Here is a 16,227-nt window from a genome sequence, read left to right as displayed (position 1 = left end):
CCGGGTCGACAGGGCTGCATCCGGACGTGCGAAAGCGCAGAAAAGTCTCGCTAATCCGGTATTATCTTATAAGCCACGCGGCTGCCGGGTCAGTCAGGCTTGCGGTAGGCGAACTGGCCGACATCGATCCTTCCGGTCGTGAAACCGGCTTCGCAATAGGCCAGGTAGAAGCGCCAGATGCGGTCGAAACGGGCGTCGAAACCCTGGCTGGCGATGTCCGGCCAGGCGTCCCGATAGGCGTCATGCCATTCGGCCAGCGTGCGCGCATAGCTCGGCCCGAACATGCAGGTGTCGATGGGCACCAGGCCTGCGCGGCCGGCCTCTTCGCCCAGCCGCGAGGCCGGCGGCAGGATGCCGCCGGGGAAGACGTATTTCTGGATGAAGTCGACGGATCTGCTGTACTGGGCGAACAGGTCCTCGCGGATCGTGATGATCTGCAGCGCCGCCCGGCCGCCCGGCTTCAGGCAGGCTGAGACCTGGTCGAAATAGACCGGCCAGTTTTCCTCGCCGACCGCTTCGAACATCTCGATCGAGGCGATGGCGTCGAACTGTTCCGAGACGTCGCGATAATCCTGCAGCCGGATGTCTGCCTTGTGGGCGAGGCCGGCCTTGTCCAGGCGGGCGACGGCATAGTCGTGCTGCTCGCGCGACAGGGTGAGGCCGGTGACATGACAGCCGAAATCGCGGATCGCGACCTCGGCGAACCCGCCCCAGCCGCAGCCGATCTCCAGCACGCGGTCGCCCGGCTTCAGGCCCAGCGTCTCGCAGATGCGGCGGTATTTGCGGGCCTGCGCCTCGGCCAGCGTGTCGCCGGCCGTGTCGAAAATGCCCGAGGAATAGGTCATGCTCTCGTCGAGCCAGCGTTCGTAGAAGCTGTTGCCGAGATCGTAGTGGAAGGAGATGTTCCGCCGGCTGCCGCTGCGCGTATTGGCGTTCATCCAGTGCTGGATCTTGCCGATGATGCGGCTGGGACCCTTGCCGGCGCGGGCGGCGTCGATACTGTCGAGCTCGCCGGCCAGCGCCAGAAGCAGGCCCTGCAGGTCGGAGGTTTCCCACTCGCCGTGGATATAGCCTTCGGAAAAGCCCAGCGCGCCGGATCCGGCGATGCGCAGAAGGGCATTCCACTTTCGGATCGACCAGTCGGCCCGGTGGGGGGCATCGGCCGGCCCGCATTCGAAACGGTAGCCGCCGGGCAGTTCGATGCGCAGACGGCTATGGGTCAGATCGGATAGCGCCCGGCGCATCTTTTCCCGGGCATAGCGCTGCAGGCGGCTGGCCCGGCTTTCCAGCGTTTCGGCGGATTGCGTCGTATAGTCCATCACAGTCCCCTAGGCAGTGTGTCCGTACTCCCCCGTCGCGGCGCGTAAGTGCGCAGTCCCTTCAGGCGCAATCTTAACGCCTCGAACAGGATTCCGCCAACCGTCGCGAGGGTGTTCAGCGGCTGGGCAAGCTGGGCTTCCCAGAGGGAACGCGTCGTCAGCGCCTGCCGTTCCGCCTGCAGGATCGCACCCATGATGCACGCCCCGTCGCGATAATGCCGGATGCCCAGGCGTAGCGTGTCTTCGTCGCGGTCGAGCCGGAAGCGGTACTCGCCCTCCACCGGATTGAAGGGCGAGACGAAAAAGGTCTTCTCGCAGGCAAAGCGCAGCGGTGTGACGGTGTCGTCCGGCACGTCAAAGGCATAGACCTGCCGTCCGCCATGGAAGTTCGCGACCTCGAACAGCACCGCGCCCAGCCGGTCGTCGGCCCTGTGGCAGAAATAGACCGAGACGGGGTTGAACACGATGCCCAGAACGCGCGGCGCGGCGAGCAGCTGGATGCGTCCCGGTTCGAAATCGATACCGTTCTGCCGCAGGCGGCTGCGCACCCAGTCGCGCAGCGCGCCATGACCGCGGCCATGATCGGCCGCATGCTGGCTGACGGGCGCAAACCGGTCGAAGGCAAAACCGGTAATGCCCCGGTCGTTGCGGGCCGCGCCATCGATGTCCGTCAGCAGCGATACCATGCGGTAGCGCAGGCTGTGACGGCGCGGGTGGTGCCGCATATGCCCGACATCGCCGGTGTAGAGGGAGGCGGGAAGGGGTCTCATTCCGCAGCAACGGCCAGGGCGGGCTGAACCGGCGCGGGCGCCTGCGTCCAGGGGATGCGGGTGTCGCCGTCAGCGCAGGCCCAGGGGCGGCCCGGTGCACCGAGCGCCTCGGCGACGGCGAGCCCGGATTGCAGCCCGTCCTCGTGGAAGCCCGCACCCAGCCAGGCGCCGCAATACCAGGTGCGCCGGTGTCCCTGCAGCGCACCGAACCGCGCCTGCGCCGCGATCGCGGCCGCATCGAAGACCGGGTGATCATACTGGTCCGTGTGCAGCACATGGGCGGGATCGGGCGCCACGTCCGGATTGAGCGTGACGAGGACCGGGGTCTGCGTCGGCAGGGGCTGCAGCGCATTCATCCAGTAGGTCAGGCTGATCTTTGCCGCGCTGTCGGCCGTGCGCGCGGATTCGAGATAGTTCCAGCTGGCCCAGGCCGAGCGGCGGCGGGGCAGGAGGCGGGTATCGGTGTGCAGGACGGCCGTGTTGGGCCGGTAGCGGATCGCCCCCAGCAGTTCGCGCTCCACCGGGTCCGGCGTGTCGATCAGCGCCAGCGCCTGGTCGCTGTGACAGGCCAGGACGATCTGGTCGAACCGGCTTTCGTCGCCATCGGTGCGGACTGTGATCCGGGCACCGGACCGGTCGATCTGACGCACCGGCGCAGACAGGCGCACGCGGCCCTTGATGGCACCGGCCAGCCGCTCGACATAGCGATGGCTGCCGCCGGTGACGGTGCGCCATTGCGGCCGGTCGGACAGTTGCAGCAGGCCGTGATTGGTGAAGAACTCGAAGAAGGCGCGGGCCGGATAGGCCCGCATCTGGTCGACGGGCGAGGACCAGATCGCCGCGCACATCGGCAGGATGTGATCCTCGCGGAACGTGCTGGAATAGCCTTCAGAGCGCAGGAACTCGTCGAGCGAGCGAACCTCTCCGGCGTGATCGCCGCGCCGGGCATGATCGTGCAGACGCAGGATATCGCGGATCATGCGCCACATGCGCGGCCGGACCAGATTGCGCTTCTGGGCGAACAGGCCGTCCGGATTGGACGAGTATTCGAACCGGCCGCCATCCAGCGAGGCGGCAAAGGACATGCTGCTGCGCGCGGTCTCGACATCGAAATAGTCCAGCAGCGGCGTGAAATTCGGGTAGTTGCGCGGATTGAAGACGATGAAGCCGGTGTCCACATCGACGCGCTCGCCGCCGATCTGCGCGCGGACCGTATTCGCGTGACCGCCGGGCCGGGGCGCGGCTTCATACAGGGTGACATCATGCACCAGCGACAGGCGCCAGGCCGCGGCCAGTCCGGCAATGCCGGAACCGATGACGGCGATTTTCTGTCCGCGCATGTGTGTCATGGAAAGCCCTGTCCTTTGACGGCCGGAAGTGCGGCCATATCCGGGGTTTACGCGGGCGGCGTGGCGGCGGATCACTGACCGGCGCGCAGGCCGTCAGTGATCCGGCAGGGCGGTGCAATCGTATCGCGAAGCATGTACGCTGCCCTTCACACCCCGCCCGCAAGGGCCAGACGCGAAACGGTCGAGACCGGGAAGGCACGCATGACGCACGATACCGACCGTCGTCGGTCCATCTCCGACGCGGCTCGGCTGGCCGGCCTGCTTGAGCGGGTCGGAAGGCAGCGTGATGCGCAGGCTTTCCGGGCGTTGTTCGATCATTTCGCGCCGCGAATCCGCAGCTTCCTGATGAACCGGCGGGTTTCCGCGGCTCTGGCCGACGACCTGACGCAGGATGTGATGCTGGCGATCTGGCGGCGTGCATCGAGCTTTGATGCGGCCAAGGCGTCGGCGGCAACCTGGATCTACACGATCGCGCGGAACGCGCACATCGATCACTACCGAAAGGCGGTTCGCGCCCGGAAGATCGACGAGCACGATCCGCACTTCCAGCCGCCGGATCAGCCCTTGCCCGACGATCTGTATGAACGGGCCGAGGCCGGTCAGAGCGTTGCCGGTGCCCTGTCGGGACTGCCGGACGATCAGCGCCTCGTGCTGGAACTGGCCTTCACCGAAGGCCTCTCGCACAGCGAGATTGCCGAACGGCTCGATCTGCCGCTGGGAACCGTGAAGTCCCGTGTCAGGCTCGCCATGAACAAAATGAGACAAGGTCTTGGAGAATGGAAATGACCCAGCGCGGTCATGTGTTGGATGACAGCTGGTATCTCGACTACGCCGCGGGAACGCTTGGAACCGAGGCGCAGGACGTGATGATGGCATCGCATGTGGAATTGTCGGACGAGGCCCGTGGCCGCGTCGCCGCGCTGGAAACGCTCGGCGGCGCCATGCTGGACGCGTCGGACGGTGAAGACGTGCCGCTCGGTTTCAGCGTCGAGGATATCCTCCGGCGTGCCGGCAGCGAGGAGGACGAGACGCCGTCTGCCCTTCCCGGCGCGACGGCAGTCGTGGATGACAGCCTGTGCCTGCCGCAGGCGCTGCAGGATTATCTGGCCCGCACCGGCACCCCGGTGCGCTGGGGCTTCCTGGGCCCCGGCATGCGCAAGGCGATCCTGTGGCGCGGCGAGCATGGCGAGCGGCTGTGGCTGCTGCGAGCCCAGCCGGGCGTCGCAATCCCGCATCACGGCCATCGCGGTTCCGAGCTCACCCTCGTCCTCAAGGGCAGTTTCTGGGATGGTGACCAGGAATACCGCCCCGGTGATGTCGAGGAGGCCTATCCCGGCGTCGAGCACGATATCCGTATCGATGAGGGTGGCGAGTGCGTCTGTCTCGCGCTGACCGAGGGCAAGCTGAAATTCGAAAGCCCTGTGCTGCGCGCTTTCCAGGTCTTCACCGGGCTCTGACTGCCGTGCGGCACCGCGCTGCAGTTGTCCCCGGGCATCAAGCGGGTATGCTGCGTTTGCGCTACCATCCGGTCAGCGATTGGACGCCAGAGCCGGTACCCGACACGATGACTGTGAAAACGCGGGCCAACAAGCAATTCGGTGCCACCATCAAGGATGTGGCGCAAAGCGCCGGCGTGTCGGCGATGACCGTGTCGCGTGTGCTGAACGGCGAAGCGAATGTGCGTCCGGAGACCCGTGAGCGGGTCCAGGCCGCCATTCGCGACCTGCGTTACCGGCCCAATCTGTCCGCGCGAAACCTGGCGCGCGCGAACACGTATTTCATCGGCCTGCTCTACGACAATCCCGGCGCGGGCTATGTCTCCGAACTCCTGATCGGCGCGCTGAACCGCTGCCGCGAAGCCGGTTATCATCTCGTGGTCGAGAATTGCGGCGCCAGCGAAAGCGACTGGGCCGGCACAGTGGAGGCCATGCTGGAGACAGGCGGGTTTGACGGGATGATCCTGCCGCCGCCGGTCTGCAATCATGCCGGCGTCCTGGCGGCGATCGAGGCGGCCGGTCTGCCCTTCATCCGCATCGCGCCGGATGAAGCCGGCGATCACGGGCCCGGCATCGTCACGGACGACCGGGCCGCGGCGTGCAGCATGACCGCGCACCTGATCGAGCAGGGCCATCGCCGCATCGGCTTTATCGGCGGCCCGGACGGGCAGCGTGCGAGCCGTGAACGCCATGCGGGTTATTGCGAGGCCCTGTCGGCGGCTGGCCTGGACGTTGATCCGTCGCTTATTGTTCCCGGTGAATTCACCTATCGCTCCGGTCTCAGGGCGGCCGAGCGGCTGCTGGCCCTGTCGCCCCGGCCGACGGCGATCTTTGCCGCCAATGACGACATGGCGGTGGCGGTGATCGCCCAGGCCCACCGGCTGGCGCTCGATCTGCCGGGCGAGCTGAGTGTTGCCGGCTTCGACGATACCCAGAGCGCAACAGCGGTCTGGCCGCAACTGACGACGGTCCGCCAACCGGTCTCGCGCATGGCGGCAGAGGCTGTCGCGATTCTTGCCGGCCGGCTGGATGCAGCGCGTGCGGGCGAGGAATGCGGTCATGCGGAGCCGCATGAAATCGGATCCGAGATCGTCCTGCGGGAATCCGTCGCGCCACCCGCCAGCACCGGTTAGGCGCTCGCCGCTTGCCCGCATGCTGGAGTGGTGACTAAAGTCGCGCCCCTTGCGGGACTTCATCGCGGAGCGAACCATGTCCGACTGGCGCAACAAGCCGGAAATCGATAGCGCAGCCGTCCAGGCCCTGGTCGGAGCGGTCGGCGAATCCGTGTTTCGCGACATGAGCGTGCAATTCGCGGCTGACCTGCGGCGGCTGGTGGATACCTACTGGGCTGCCATGGATCGCGGGGAGCGCCCCGACGCCCATGCCACCGCCCATGCGCTGAAAGGCGCGGCGGCCAATATCGGGCTGATCCGGCTGGCGGCGGTTGCGGCTGCGCTGGAGCAGGACGACAGTGCGGCCCGGGATGCGCTGAATGCCGAGCTGGAGGTGGCCCTGACCCGCCTGACCGAAGCGGTCTGACGAGCGCCCGCCGCTGGGGCGGGCCGGGGAGTGACGATGGAATACAGATCCGAATTCACCGGAAGTCCGGTCGTGGTCATGATCGAAGGTGTCCTCACCTTTGACGATCACGAACGTTTCCGCGAACTCGTCGGCATTCTCGCTGACCAGGCGCCGGGACCGGTGGTGTTCGACCTGTCCGGGCTGACCATGATCGACTCGGCGGGTATCGGCATGCTGATCATGGCCAATGACCGCATCGTCAAGCGCGGTGGCGGTCTGCGCCTGCGCGGTGTTTCCGGACAGGTTGCCAAGGTTGTCGAGCTTTCCAGGATCGAGCAGCTGATCCCGATCGGCTGAGGCGCGGATGGACGTCGCTCACTCCCAGTCCGGGCACCACGAGCCGGCGCGCGACCGGATCCTGATTGTCGACGACCAGGCGTCTTCGCGGCTCCTCATCGGTTCGGTACTGGAAGCGGCGGGTTATACCCGCCTTGCCTATGCCGGTGACGGGGTCGAAGCGATCGAATGGCTCGCGGCGAATACGGCCGATATCGTTATCCTGGACATCCGCATGCCCCGCATGGACGGGTTCGAGGTCTGCCGGGAAATCCGTGGCCGGCTGGCGCTCGATCTTCCGATCCTGGTGCAGACCGGCATCCAGGAAGCGGACTGCCGGGTCGATGCCTTCAAGGTCGGGGCGTCCGACATCGTCTCCAAACCGCTCAATCCCGGCGAGCTGGTCTCCCGTGTGCGCCTGCATCTGGAACGCCGCCGCATGATCGGCCGGCTGCAGCGCTATCAGGACCGGATGGAGGACGAGCTGCGCGCGGCCCAGTCGATGCAGCTCGCGCTCCTGCCCGGGCCGGAGGATGTCGCTGAAATCCTGCAACCGCGCGGCGCCGCGATGACCGCCTTCTACCGCGCCTCGCACATGCTGGGCGGCGATCTCTGGCAGGTCTTCCCGGTGGACGAGACCCGGTTCGCGGTCTTCATGGTCGATCTGTCCGGGCATGGTGTGTCGGCCGCCATCAACGCCTTCCGGGTCAACATGATCACCGCCGGACTGGTGCAGGAGCGGGCCGATCCGGCCCGCTGGCTGGCAGCGCTCAACCGGACGCTCGTGCCGATCCTGCCGGTCGAGCATTTCGCGACGGCCTTCTATGCCGTGATCGACGCAGGTGCAGGCGAAATGCGCTATGGCGTGGCCGGTGCGCCGCCGCCCCTGATCCTGCGCGGCGATGGCCGCTGGGAGGAATTGTCCGGGCGCGGTCTGATCCTGGGGTGTCTGGCAGACGCCGAGTATGAGTGCTTTTCTGCACAGCTGGGACCGCAGGACCGGCTGTTCGCCTACAGTGACGCGCTGTACGAAGACTTCGAAAATCCCGACGCCAGTCTGGGAGCCGAGGATATAGCCATGGCCGTACAGGCTGAGGCGGCCGCCGGCAGCGATGCCTTCTCAGCCCGACTGCTGACGCGTCTCTTCGGCCGGCCCGATGCTGAATTCCGCGACGACCTGACCTTCCTGCTGATCGGACTGAATGCCTCATGAAACACCGCGACGACCTGATCTGGATGATGGTGTCCGACGGCCCGCTGGCGCGCCGGCTGGGTGACTATCTGCAGGGCGAGCCGCGCGGTGTGCTGGTTGGCGAGACCGCCCTGCCGGAAACCGGCGAGATCGGTGTGGTGATCGCCGACGATGCGCATCTGGGTGCCCTGAAGGCGGCCCGGCTGCGGGCCGGAGAGGCGATGCAGTCGATCTTCCTGACCGAACGGGCCGACAGCCAGGTCCAGGCCGACTTCGTGCTGTCGCGCGATACCGATTTTGCGTCGCTGAAGTCGGTCTTCGAGGCGGCCTGCGATTATCGCGAACAGGTGCTGGAACTGCAGGCCGATGTGGCGCGCCGCAAGTCCGCCATCGGCACGATCATGAGCGGCCAGTTCGTCTTCCGCACGCTCGACGAGGCGCGCAACCTGTCGACCATGCTGGCGCTGGCCTGTCCCAATTCCGACGCCGTCGTGGTCGGTCTGCAGGAATTGCTGGTCAATGCGGTCGAGCACGGCAATCTGGAAATCACCGGTGCACAGAAGCGCGACCTGCTGATCGCCGGGACCTGGCGCGAGGAGGTCGAGCGCCGGCTGGCCGATCCCGCCTATGCCGAGCGCCGGGTGATCGTCACCTTCCAGCGCGGCGCACGGATGATTGCCTTCACCATCCAGGACGAGGGCGAGGGGTTCGATCACGAGGCTTTCCTGACGGGGCCGCCGGCCGGTGCAGGCTATCGCGGCCGCGGGATCACGCTGGCGCGCACCCTCTCCTTCTCCTCGCTGACCTATATGGGCTCGGGCAGTGTGGTCGAGGCGGTGATCCTGCTGGACGGGCCGGCGGGCTGAGTGCCGCTGCGCCGACTTGAAACTTTCATTGGTCATTCCCGGCCGCATTCGGTAGGCCTGCGCGACCTGGAGCAGGATGGTTTCCTGCGGAATCGTCTCTGCTCCGGAATTCTGAGCGATCGCGTGATCGAACCGGTTCACCGGCTTCCGTTTCACCGGATCACGCTCTAGCGGAACGAGGTCACGACGTGCGTATCAAATCCTTCGGCCCGGCGGTTGTCCTGGGCGTCTTCCTGGCCGGTGCCGCGAGCGCCGCGACCCTTCAGGATACCGGCAGTGACAGCGACAACTGGCAGCGTGCGCGCGCCGAGCTGGATCGCCGCATGGCGATCGACGTCCGTCCGCAGCAGGCCCGCAACGTCATCCTCTTTATCGCCGACGGCATGAGCATCCCCACCATTTCCGCCGCGCGGATCTATGGCGGCGAGCAGGCCGGCGACGGCGAGACGCACACGCTCTCCTTCGAGGCCTTCCCCAGCACAGCCCTGGTGCGCACCTACAATGCCGACGCCCAGGTCGCCGACAGTGCCAGCACGGCAACGGCGCTGGTGACCGGTCACAAGACCCGCTCCGGCGCGGTCAGCGTGCGGCCGGACCAGTTCCTCGACGCCTGCGCGCCCGATGCGGATCTGCCGCCGACCCTGGTCGAGCTGGCCGAACGCCGGGGCCTCGCCACCGGCATCGTCTCGACCGCCCGCCTGACCCACGCCACGCCGGCCACGCTTTATGCGCACAGCCTGATCCGCTCCTGGGAAGCCGACAGCGACATGCGGCCGGAGGGCGTCGCCGCGGGCTGTGTCGACATTGCCGCGCAATTGCTGGCCTTCGATGAGGGCGACGGTATCGAGCTGGCGCTGGGCGGCGGCCGGGCCCGTTTCCTGCCCGAGGCCGAGGGCGGCGTGCGCGCCGACGGACGCAATCTGATCGCGGAATGGCAGGCGCACGACCGCGTCGCCGTCACCGACGCAGCCGGTTTCCGGGCACTCGATCCGGCCGCCGGTGCGCCGGTGCTGGGTCTCTTCACCGACAGCCACATGGCCTATGAGGCCGACCGCAGCGAGGCCGACGAGCCCTCCCTGGCGGAAATGACCGCCTTTGCCATCGACCGCCTGTCGCAGAATGAGGACGGCTATGTGCTGATGGTCGAGGCCGGCCGGGTCGATCACGCCCACCATGTCACCAACGCCTATCGCGCCCTGACCGACATGCAGGCCTTCGACGCCGCCATCGCGACGGCGCTGGAACGGGTCGATCTGGACGAGACGCTGATCGTGGTGACCGCCGATCACGGCCACACCATGACCTTCTCCGGCTATCCCGGCCGCGGCAATCCCATTCTCGGCCTGGTGCGCCGCGCCAATCCGTACGAGCCGGGCTCCGAGCCGCGGCTGACGCTGGACGAGACCGGCCGTCCCTACACCACGCTGGGCTATCAGAACGGTCCCAATGTACGCCCCCATGAGGGTGAGCCGCTGGACGACGAGACCGTGCTGGCGCCCGACTATCGCCAGGAAACCGCGATCGCCCTGTCCGACGAGACCCATTCCGGGGCCGATGTGGCGCTTTATGCCACGGGTCCGCGGGCGCACTGGTTCGGCGGTTCGATCGAGCAGAACACGGTCTTCCACCTGATCTCCGCCGCGCTCGGCTGGCAGCCGGACGCGGACGAAGACGGGGACGAAGACGCAGCGGAATAAAAATAACCGTTCAGCTGTGGTTCAGTGGCAGGATCGTCTAAACTGTGATCACGCAACCGGATGGGACGGCACGCGGGTGGCCGGGCCGGAGGCGTGAAAGGGGATCCGTCATGCAGTTTCGTTCTCTTGCCGCCGCTGCGGCCGTCCTGGTTTGCGCCGCTCCGGCCATCGCCCAGGATTTTTCCGCGCCGCCCACCTATGGCAGCGTCAATCTGAGCTCCGGTTTCACGCCGGATCCCTACACGGTGCGCATCACCTCCGGCGGCGCGCGCTCGGCTGCCAATGTGTCCTCGTCTTGCCGCGGCTGGATCGCCAATGCGCCGGACTATTCGGTCTATTACACCGCCGGCACCGTGTTCGACCTGACCATCGGCGCCACCTCCAGCTCCGACACGACGCTCGTCGTCAACGGGCCCAGCGGCAACTGGTATTGCGACGATGACAGCGGTGAAGGGCTCAATCCGAGCATGACCTTCTCCAACCCGCAGTCCGGCCGCTACGACATCTGGGTCGGCTCCTACAGCCAGGGCGATTACGCCGACGCCGTTCTCGCCATCTCCGAACTCGGCGGTTCCGGCGGCAGCTATAATGGCGGCGGCAACAGCTATGGCGGGATCGACTGGTCCCTGCCGGCCAATTTCGGCAGCGCCAATCTGCGCGCCGGTTTCACGCCCGACCCCTATCGCGTCGACATCGTCTCCGGCGGCGCCTACCGCGCGTCGGACGTGCGCAGCGGCTGTGCCGGCTGGGTGTCCGCCGCGCCGGACTTCGAGCTGCGCTACACGGCCGGCTCCTCCCTGCCGCTGATCCTGTCGGCGGCCTCCTCGTCGGACACGACCATCCTGGTCAACGACCCGAACGGCAACTGGCACTGCAATGATGATGGCGGCAACAGCGGTCTCAACCCCGCCCTGACCTTCCATAATCCGGCCTCGGGCACCTATGACATCTGGATCGGTTCCTACCGCCAGGGCGAGAATGCCAACGCGTCGCTGTCGATCTCGGAACTCTACAGCGAATAGGCCGTCCCGGCTGACACCAGACACGAAGGGCCGTCCGGACAATCCGGGCGGCCCTTTTTCTTGTCTGCTTTCTTGTCTGGCACCAGGCTTTCACGCTACAGCTTGTGAACACGGTTCACGAGGGGGAATGGCGATGAAGCGGATCATTCTGGGCGGCGTGCTCATCCTCATTGCGGTCGCTGCCGGCCTCTTCTTCTACGTCATCCCCGTGCGCATCGATGCCGGACGCAATCTCGTCCTGCCGCACGAACCCTATACCCTCTCCGCCGAGGCGCAGGCCCTGCACGCCACGCTCGACGTCGCCGACCTGCACTCCGACATGCTGCTGTGGATGCGCGATCCGGCCCAGCGGCATGATCGCGGCCATACCGACCTGCCGCGCCTGCGCGAAGGGCGGGTGGCCTTCCAGGTCTTCTCCAGCGTCACCAAGACGCCGTCCTCGATGAATTACGAGGAAAACTCCGCCGACAGCGACAATATCACCCCGCTCGCCATCGCCCAGCGCTGGCCGGTCGACACCTGGGGCTCGATCCGCAATCGCGCGCTCTACCATGCCGACCGCCTCAACCGCCTGGCCGAGAATGACGACGTCTTCACCGTTATCCGCACGCGCGGCGATCTCGACGCGGTGCTGGCCGCCCGGCAGAGCGACCCGATGGCGATGGGCGGCCTCCTCGCCACGGAAGGCGCGCACCCGCTGGAAGGCGATCTGGCCAATATCGAACCGCTCTGGGAGGCCGGCTACCGGCTGATCGGCCTGCAGCATTTCTTCGACAATGAGCTGGGCGGATCGCTGCACGGCGTCTCCGGCGCGGGCCTGACCGATTTCGGCCGCGAGGCCGTCGCCGCCATGCTTGAGCGCGGCATGATCATCGATGTCGCCCATTCCTCGCCCGCCGTGGTGGCCGAGGTTCTGGCGATGACCGACCGGCCGCTCGTGGTCTCCCATACCGGCATTCACGGCCATTGCCCGGTCACCCGAAACATTCCCGACGGGCTGATGCGCGCCATCGCCGCGGAAGGCGGGCTGATCGGCATCGGTTTCTGGGAAGATGTGACCTGCGATGACAGCCCGTCCGGCGTCGCCGACACCATAATCGCCGCCATCGACCTGGTCGGCCTCGACCATGTCGCCCTCGGCTCCGACTATGACGGCACCATCACCACCACATTCGACGCATCCGAATACGCCGTCCTCACCGACCGCCTGCTGGCGGCCGGCCTGAGCGAAGACGATGTGCGCCAGGTGATGGGCGGCAATGCGATCCGTTTTTTCCGGGCGCAATTGCCGGAATAGGGGGGAGGCCGGCCCGGGTCTTCAGGGGCGCACCGGGGCCTCGGAGACACAGCGGCGAGAAATCCCTTTATCTTACCGATGTTTCATTGGTTCCGCCCGCGCCCGCCGGGTCTGCTGGTCCGCATCGGACCGATCCAGCAGACGGAGCCATGCCCTCATGCCCCTGACCCTCAGCGCCTTCGCCGTCACGCTCGCCACCCATGTGTGCACCGCGCCCGGCTGTCCGGACGCCGCGCCCTGGCCGGCCCCCATGCGCAAGGTCGAGGCGGCGGGCACGCTCGTCTCGCCGCATCTGCCGGAGGCGCGCATCGTTGTGCCCGACAGCGCGGTCTATGCCGGCGGACGGCGCTGGGCGCTCTATGATGCGGTGGATGCCGAGATGCACCTCTTCGTCGAGGCAGGCGAGGACCGGATGGTCGACCGGCTCTACTGGATCCAGTTCGAGGCCTATCTGCCGTCCCTGCCGGAGGCCGGCTATGACTTCCACCTGTCAGACCTTGAACAGCGCGCGCTGGGCGATGCCAATTTCTTCGTCCGCGCCCGCTTCGGCGAAGGCGCAAGCGATGTGCCGCAGGCGGGCTCCGACAATGCCATGATGCGCGCCGTGCTCGACGAGGCGGGCTACACCCTGCCGGCCGAGACCATCAACGCCACCATGAAACACATCCTCGACGCCGAAAATCCGCGCGAGGAGCTGATGATAATCTACATAGAAGACCTCGCCCCCACCGGCGCCTCCATGGCCGACATCATAAACGCCGGCCTGGAGAGTGCGCTCTGGGAGGGGCTGTCGCAAGGCGTGCTGGACCGGGCCGAGGCGCGGGTGGTGGTGGCGGTGGAGTGAGACTGTGGGGAGAAGTAGCTCCGAATGCGCTGGGGTTCGCCTACCCGCTGCCTGAGAAGGCATCATAGTTGCAAACTGCGCAGACCTTATTGCGTAGCGGAGCTTATTTTCAGTCTCCAGAAGTTCACGGACTCGTGTGCTCTTGGTCTGACGCTGTTTGAACTCAACGGGTTTCGCAGGGGACTACACAGGTCGTCTTTTCGCTTCTTGTAGACGCCCGGTTTGGACGTAAGTAGGGTGACTACAACTACAAGGGGGAATGCATGGAACGCATGGAAGACATCGACGGCTTCGAGGCTCGCGGCGAGCGGGCGCGTTTGTTCCCGGTGCTTGCTGAGAGCTCTAAGGAGGGGCGGACGCTCTCCATCGTTCTGGCTACGCTAGCGCAGGTTCCGGAGTTCGGGGCGAGCATGCTGAATGCCATTGGTCGCCGGCATGGTGTGAAAACCAAGATCGAGGCTTACACAGAAGTCACTTTCCCCAAACGAAAGGGCGACAAGCTACGTCCCGATGGTCTGATCGTGGTCAGCACCGGCAAGAAAAGCTGGTCGGCCTTCGTCGAGGCAAAAATCGGAAATGCGTCGCTAAGGCAAGAGCAGGTGGAAGCGTACCTCCGGCTCGCCAAGGAAGTCGGGGTCGATGCTGTTGTAACCATGACGAACGACTTCGCGCCGCTTCCGGAGCATAGTCCGATCAGCGTAGATCGGCGTCTAACCAGGAGCGTCGAACTGCTACATTTCTCGTGGTTTTCGTTGCTCACATCGATCAATCTCCTGGCCCTAAACGATGATGTAGAAGATGCCGACCACGTTTTTCTTTTGAGGGAACTTGAAAGATTTCTCCTGCACCCCAGCGCCGGTCTGAAACGGTTCGATAGCATGGGAACGGAGTGGACCAGTGTGTTGGATCGGCTGCGGTCGGGAACCGGCATTTCGAAGGCAAGCCCCGAAGCTCTCGGTGTGGTCGCCAGCTGGCACAGCGAGCTAAGAGACCTATGTCTGCTTCTCTCCCGGAAGACCGGCGCGCCGGCCGAGTTGAAGTTGTCCCCGCGTCACCGGTCTGATCCCCGAGAGCGTATGCAAGACGATACCCGGGAATTGGCTGAGAAGTGCTGCCTAAGCGCGACAATCGTTGTGCCCGACACTGCCGCGCCGATTGATGTCGAAGCAGATCTCAACACCCGCACAATCCGCGTATCGATGAAGCTGGAAGCGCCCAAAGACAAGGCGCAACAGAGATCCCGGCTGAACTGGCTCCTGCGACAGCTGAAGGACGCCAACGGTGACGAGGTGATGGTTCTCGCAAATTGGCCGGGCCGGGCGCCACAAACGGCATCGACACTCGCCGAGGCTTTAGCGGACGAGCAGTGCCACGCACATCCTGACCGGTCCATGGTGCCGGGATCTTTCGTCGTAATGAAGATGATGAAGGATGGACGAAGATTTGCCGGGCGCAAGACATTCATCGATGCGCTGGAGGAGTTGGTGGTGAACGACTTTTACGGCTCTGTCGCGCAGCGGCTCACAGCGTGGCGTCCGCCAGCGCCTCGACTTCGGAGCGCCGTAGAGGAAGAGGTGGAGGATGTCGGGGCCGAGTAGCGGCAGCTGACCGCCCAATGCGATCTGATGGACGACTAGCATGGCCTTTTCCGAACCCGGGACGAGGCGATTGTTGGGGGCAGAACGCCCGTGACGCCTTGACTCCAAGCCGGCAAAAATTCGCACTGGGTTGTAGTCTGGATAGATACGTCTAATGCCGTATGGCGACTACATCATCTATGTCGATGAAAGCGGCGATCACACCCTGACCGCTATTGACCGGGACTATCCCGTGTTCGTGCTGGACTTCTGCATCTTCCGCAAGGAGCACTACGCCAACGTTGTCGCCCCGCAAGTGCAGGCTTTCAAGTTTGCTCACTTTGGTCACGATATCGTCGTTCTGCACGAGCATGAGATACGCAAACAGAAGCCGCCGTTTGTGTTTCTGAAAAGCCGCACCAAGCGCGAGGATTTCATGGGCGGCCTCAGTCGCCTTATCCAGAACGCTCAATTCACTATCGTGGCCGCAGCGATACACAAGGACCAGCTTGCCCGCCGCTATGCAGCGCCCGCCAATCCGTACGAAATGGCACTGACATTCTGTATGGAGCGCGCGCATGCCTTTCTGCGTGGATGCGGTCAGCACGGACTCACCACACACATCGTGGTCGAGCGCCGGGGCAAGCGCGAGGACGACGAGCTGGAGCTTGCCTTCCGGCGCATTCGAGATGGTGCGAACTATGTGGGCGAGATGCCGGATTTCGAGATCGTCTTCGCCGACAAGAAGACCAATTCGGCCGGGCTTCAGCTCGCGGACCTCACTGCCCGGCCTATAGGGCGGTACGTTCTCGACCGGGGTCAACCGAACAGGGCGTGGGACATTATCGAGCCGAAACTGCGTCGCAGCCCGACAGGTGCTGTTGCGGGCTGGGGGCTAAAAATATTCCCGTGAAAAGCAAAAGGCTCCGGGAAGCCCCAGA

The 16,227-nt window shown here is 65.5% G+C and carries 16 protein-coding genes; 13 read left to right on the top strand and 3 right to left on the bottom strand.

What is annotated here, in order from left to right:
- Positions 1–89 precede the first annotated feature (89 nt).
- From JJ918_RS01890 to JJ918_RS01880, 3 genes are read right to left on the bottom strand one after another with little or no spacing between them, the layout of a single operon-like run.
- Positions 90–1,319 (bottom strand): cyclopropane-fatty-acyl-phospholipid synthase family protein, encoded by a 1,230-nt coding sequence (locus JJ918_RS01890; protein ID WP_291882563.1) that lies wholly within the window; start codon positions 1,317–1,319, stop codon positions 90–92.
- Positions 1,319–2,089, bottom strand: coding sequence for a DUF1365 domain-containing protein (locus JJ918_RS01885; RefSeq protein ID WP_291882561.1), 771 nt, complete (start codon positions 2,087–2,089; stop codon positions 1,319–1,321). The genes JJ918_RS01890 and JJ918_RS01885 overlap by 1 nt, the downstream gene beginning before the upstream one ends.
- Positions 2,086–3,438 (bottom strand): NAD(P)/FAD-dependent oxidoreductase, encoded by a 1,353-nt coding sequence (locus JJ918_RS01880; protein WP_291882558.1) that lies wholly within the window; start codon positions 3,436–3,438, stop codon positions 2,086–2,088. The genes JJ918_RS01885 and JJ918_RS01880 overlap by 4 nt, the downstream gene beginning before the upstream one ends.
- Positions 3,439–3,639: 201 nt before the next feature.
- Here JJ918_RS01880 and JJ918_RS01875 point away from each other — a divergent pair, with 201 nt between their 5' ends.
- The 13 genes from JJ918_RS01875 to JJ918_RS01815 all read left to right on the top strand — a co-directional run bounded on the left by JJ918_RS01875 (position 3,640) and on the right by JJ918_RS01815 (position 16,199).
- Complete coding sequence (locus JJ918_RS01875) at positions 3,640–4,224, top strand: sigma-70 family RNA polymerase sigma factor (RefSeq protein ID WP_291882555.1); 585 nt, start codon at positions 3,640–3,642, stop codon at positions 4,222–4,224.
- Entirely contained in the window at positions 4,221–4,895 is a 675-nt protein-coding gene (locus JJ918_RS01870; RefSeq protein ID WP_291882552.1) for a ChrR family anti-sigma-E factor, read from the top strand. Before JJ918_RS01875 ends, JJ918_RS01870 begins: the two co-directional genes overlap by 4 nt.
- A 107-nt stretch (positions 4,896–5,002) precedes the next feature.
- Complete coding sequence (locus JJ918_RS01865) at positions 5,003–6,067, top strand: LacI family DNA-binding transcriptional regulator (protein ID WP_291882549.1); 1,065 nt, start codon at positions 5,003–5,005, stop codon at positions 6,065–6,067.
- Between the two features lie 76 nt (positions 6,068–6,143).
- Positions 6,144–6,473, top strand: coding sequence for an Hpt domain-containing protein (locus tag JJ918_RS01860; protein WP_291882547.1), 330 nt, complete (start codon positions 6,144–6,146; stop codon positions 6,471–6,473).
- A gap of 36 nt (positions 6,474–6,509) precedes the next feature.
- Positions 6,510–6,812, top strand: a complete 303-nt coding sequence (locus tag JJ918_RS01855) for an STAS domain-containing protein (protein WP_291882544.1) — start codon at positions 6,510–6,512, stop codon at positions 6,810–6,812.
- A 7-nt stretch (positions 6,813–6,819) separates the two neighbouring features.
- Positions 6,820–8,004, top strand: coding sequence for a PP2C family protein-serine/threonine phosphatase (locus JJ918_RS01850; protein ID WP_291882542.1), 1,185 nt, complete (start codon positions 6,820–6,822; stop codon positions 8,002–8,004).
- Positions 8,001–8,849: an ATP-binding protein gene (locus JJ918_RS01845; protein ID WP_291882541.1), complete on the top strand. Its 849-nt coding sequence runs from the start codon at positions 8,001–8,003 to the stop codon at positions 8,847–8,849. Before JJ918_RS01850 ends, JJ918_RS01845 begins: the two co-directional genes overlap by 4 nt.
- A 188-nt stretch (positions 8,850–9,037) precedes the next feature.
- Positions 9,038–10,546: an alkaline phosphatase gene (locus JJ918_RS01840; RefSeq protein WP_291882539.1), complete on the top strand. Its 1,509-nt coding sequence runs from the start codon at positions 9,038–9,040 to the stop codon at positions 10,544–10,546.
- Between the two features lie 110 nt (positions 10,547–10,656).
- Positions 10,657–11,568, top strand: a complete 912-nt coding sequence (locus JJ918_RS01835) for a hypothetical protein (protein WP_291882537.1) — start codon at positions 10,657–10,659, stop codon at positions 11,566–11,568.
- Between the two features lie 133 nt (positions 11,569–11,701).
- Entirely contained in the window at positions 11,702–12,865 is a 1,164-nt protein-coding gene (locus JJ918_RS01830) for a membrane dipeptidase (RefSeq protein WP_291882536.1), read from the top strand.
- A gap of 157 nt (positions 12,866–13,022) precedes the next feature.
- Positions 13,023–13,709 (top strand): hypothetical protein, encoded by a 687-nt coding sequence (locus JJ918_RS01825; protein WP_291882535.1) that lies wholly within the window; start codon positions 13,023–13,025, stop codon positions 13,707–13,709.
- A 263-nt stretch (positions 13,710–13,972) separates the two neighbouring features.
- On the top strand, positions 13,973–15,307 hold the full coding sequence (locus JJ918_RS01820; RefSeq protein WP_291882534.1) for a hypothetical protein: 1,335 nt from the start codon (positions 13,973–13,975) through the stop codon (positions 15,305–15,307).
- Positions 15,308–15,461: 154 nt separating this feature from the next.
- Complete coding sequence (locus JJ918_RS01815; protein ID WP_291882533.1) at positions 15,462–16,199, top strand: DUF3800 domain-containing protein; 738 nt, start codon at positions 15,462–15,464, stop codon at positions 16,197–16,199.
- Positions 16,200–16,227: the final 28 nt, after the last annotated feature.

Source organism: Maricaulis sp., from assembly GCF_017642925.1.
Classification (GTDB): Bacteria; Pseudomonadota; Alphaproteobacteria; order Caulobacterales; family Maricaulaceae; genus Maricaulis.
Note: the sequence above shows the minus strand (reverse complement) of the source record. Positions and strands in the feature narration are given on the sequence as shown.

Bases quoted from the DNA above. Each gene is read 5' to 3' on its own strand.
- JJ918_RS01890 (WP_291882563.1), bottom strand. From the start codon at position 1,319: ATGGACTATACGACGCAATCCGCCGAAACGCTGGAAAGCCGGGCCAGC.
- JJ918_RS01885 (WP_291882561.1), bottom strand. From the start codon at position 2,089: ATGAGACCCCTTCCCGCCTCCCTCTACACCGGCGATGTCGGGCATATG.
- JJ918_RS01880 (WP_291882558.1), bottom strand. From the start codon at position 3,438: ATGACACACATGCGCGGACAGAAAATCGCCGTCATCGGTTCCGGCATT.
- JJ918_RS01875 (WP_291882555.1), top strand. From the start codon at position 3,640: ATGACGCACGATACCGACCGTCGTCGGTCCATCTCCGACGCGGCTCGG.
- JJ918_RS01870 (WP_291882552.1), top strand. From the start codon at position 4,221: ATGACCCAGCGCGGTCATGTGTTGGATGACAGCTGGTATCTCGACTAC.
- JJ918_RS01865 (WP_291882549.1), top strand. From the start codon at position 5,003: ATGACTGTGAAAACGCGGGCCAACAAGCAATTCGGTGCCACCATCAAG.
- JJ918_RS01860 (WP_291882547.1), top strand. From the start codon at position 6,144: ATGTCCGACTGGCGCAACAAGCCGGAAATCGATAGCGCAGCCGTCCAG.
- JJ918_RS01855 (WP_291882544.1), top strand. From the start codon at position 6,510: ATGGAATACAGATCCGAATTCACCGGAAGTCCGGTCGTGGTCATGATC.
- JJ918_RS01850 (WP_291882542.1), top strand. From the start codon at position 6,820: ATGGACGTCGCTCACTCCCAGTCCGGGCACCACGAGCCGGCGCGCGAC.
- JJ918_RS01845 (WP_291882541.1), top strand. From the start codon at position 8,001: ATGAAACACCGCGACGACCTGATCTGGATGATGGTGTCCGACGGCCCG.
- JJ918_RS01835 (WP_291882537.1), top strand. From the start codon at position 10,657: ATGCAGTTTCGTTCTCTTGCCGCCGCTGCGGCCGTCCTGGTTTGCGCC.
- JJ918_RS01830 (WP_291882536.1), top strand. From the start codon at position 11,702: ATGAAGCGGATCATTCTGGGCGGCGTGCTCATCCTCATTGCGGTCGCT.
- JJ918_RS01825 (WP_291882535.1), top strand. From the start codon at position 13,023: ATGCCCCTGACCCTCAGCGCCTTCGCCGTCACGCTCGCCACCCATGTG.
- JJ918_RS01820 (WP_291882534.1), top strand. From the start codon at position 13,973: ATGGAACGCATGGAAGACATCGACGGCTTCGAGGCTCGCGGCGAGCGG.
- JJ918_RS01815 (WP_291882533.1), top strand. From the start codon at position 15,462: ATGCCGTATGGCGACTACATCATCTATGTCGATGAAAGCGGCGATCAC.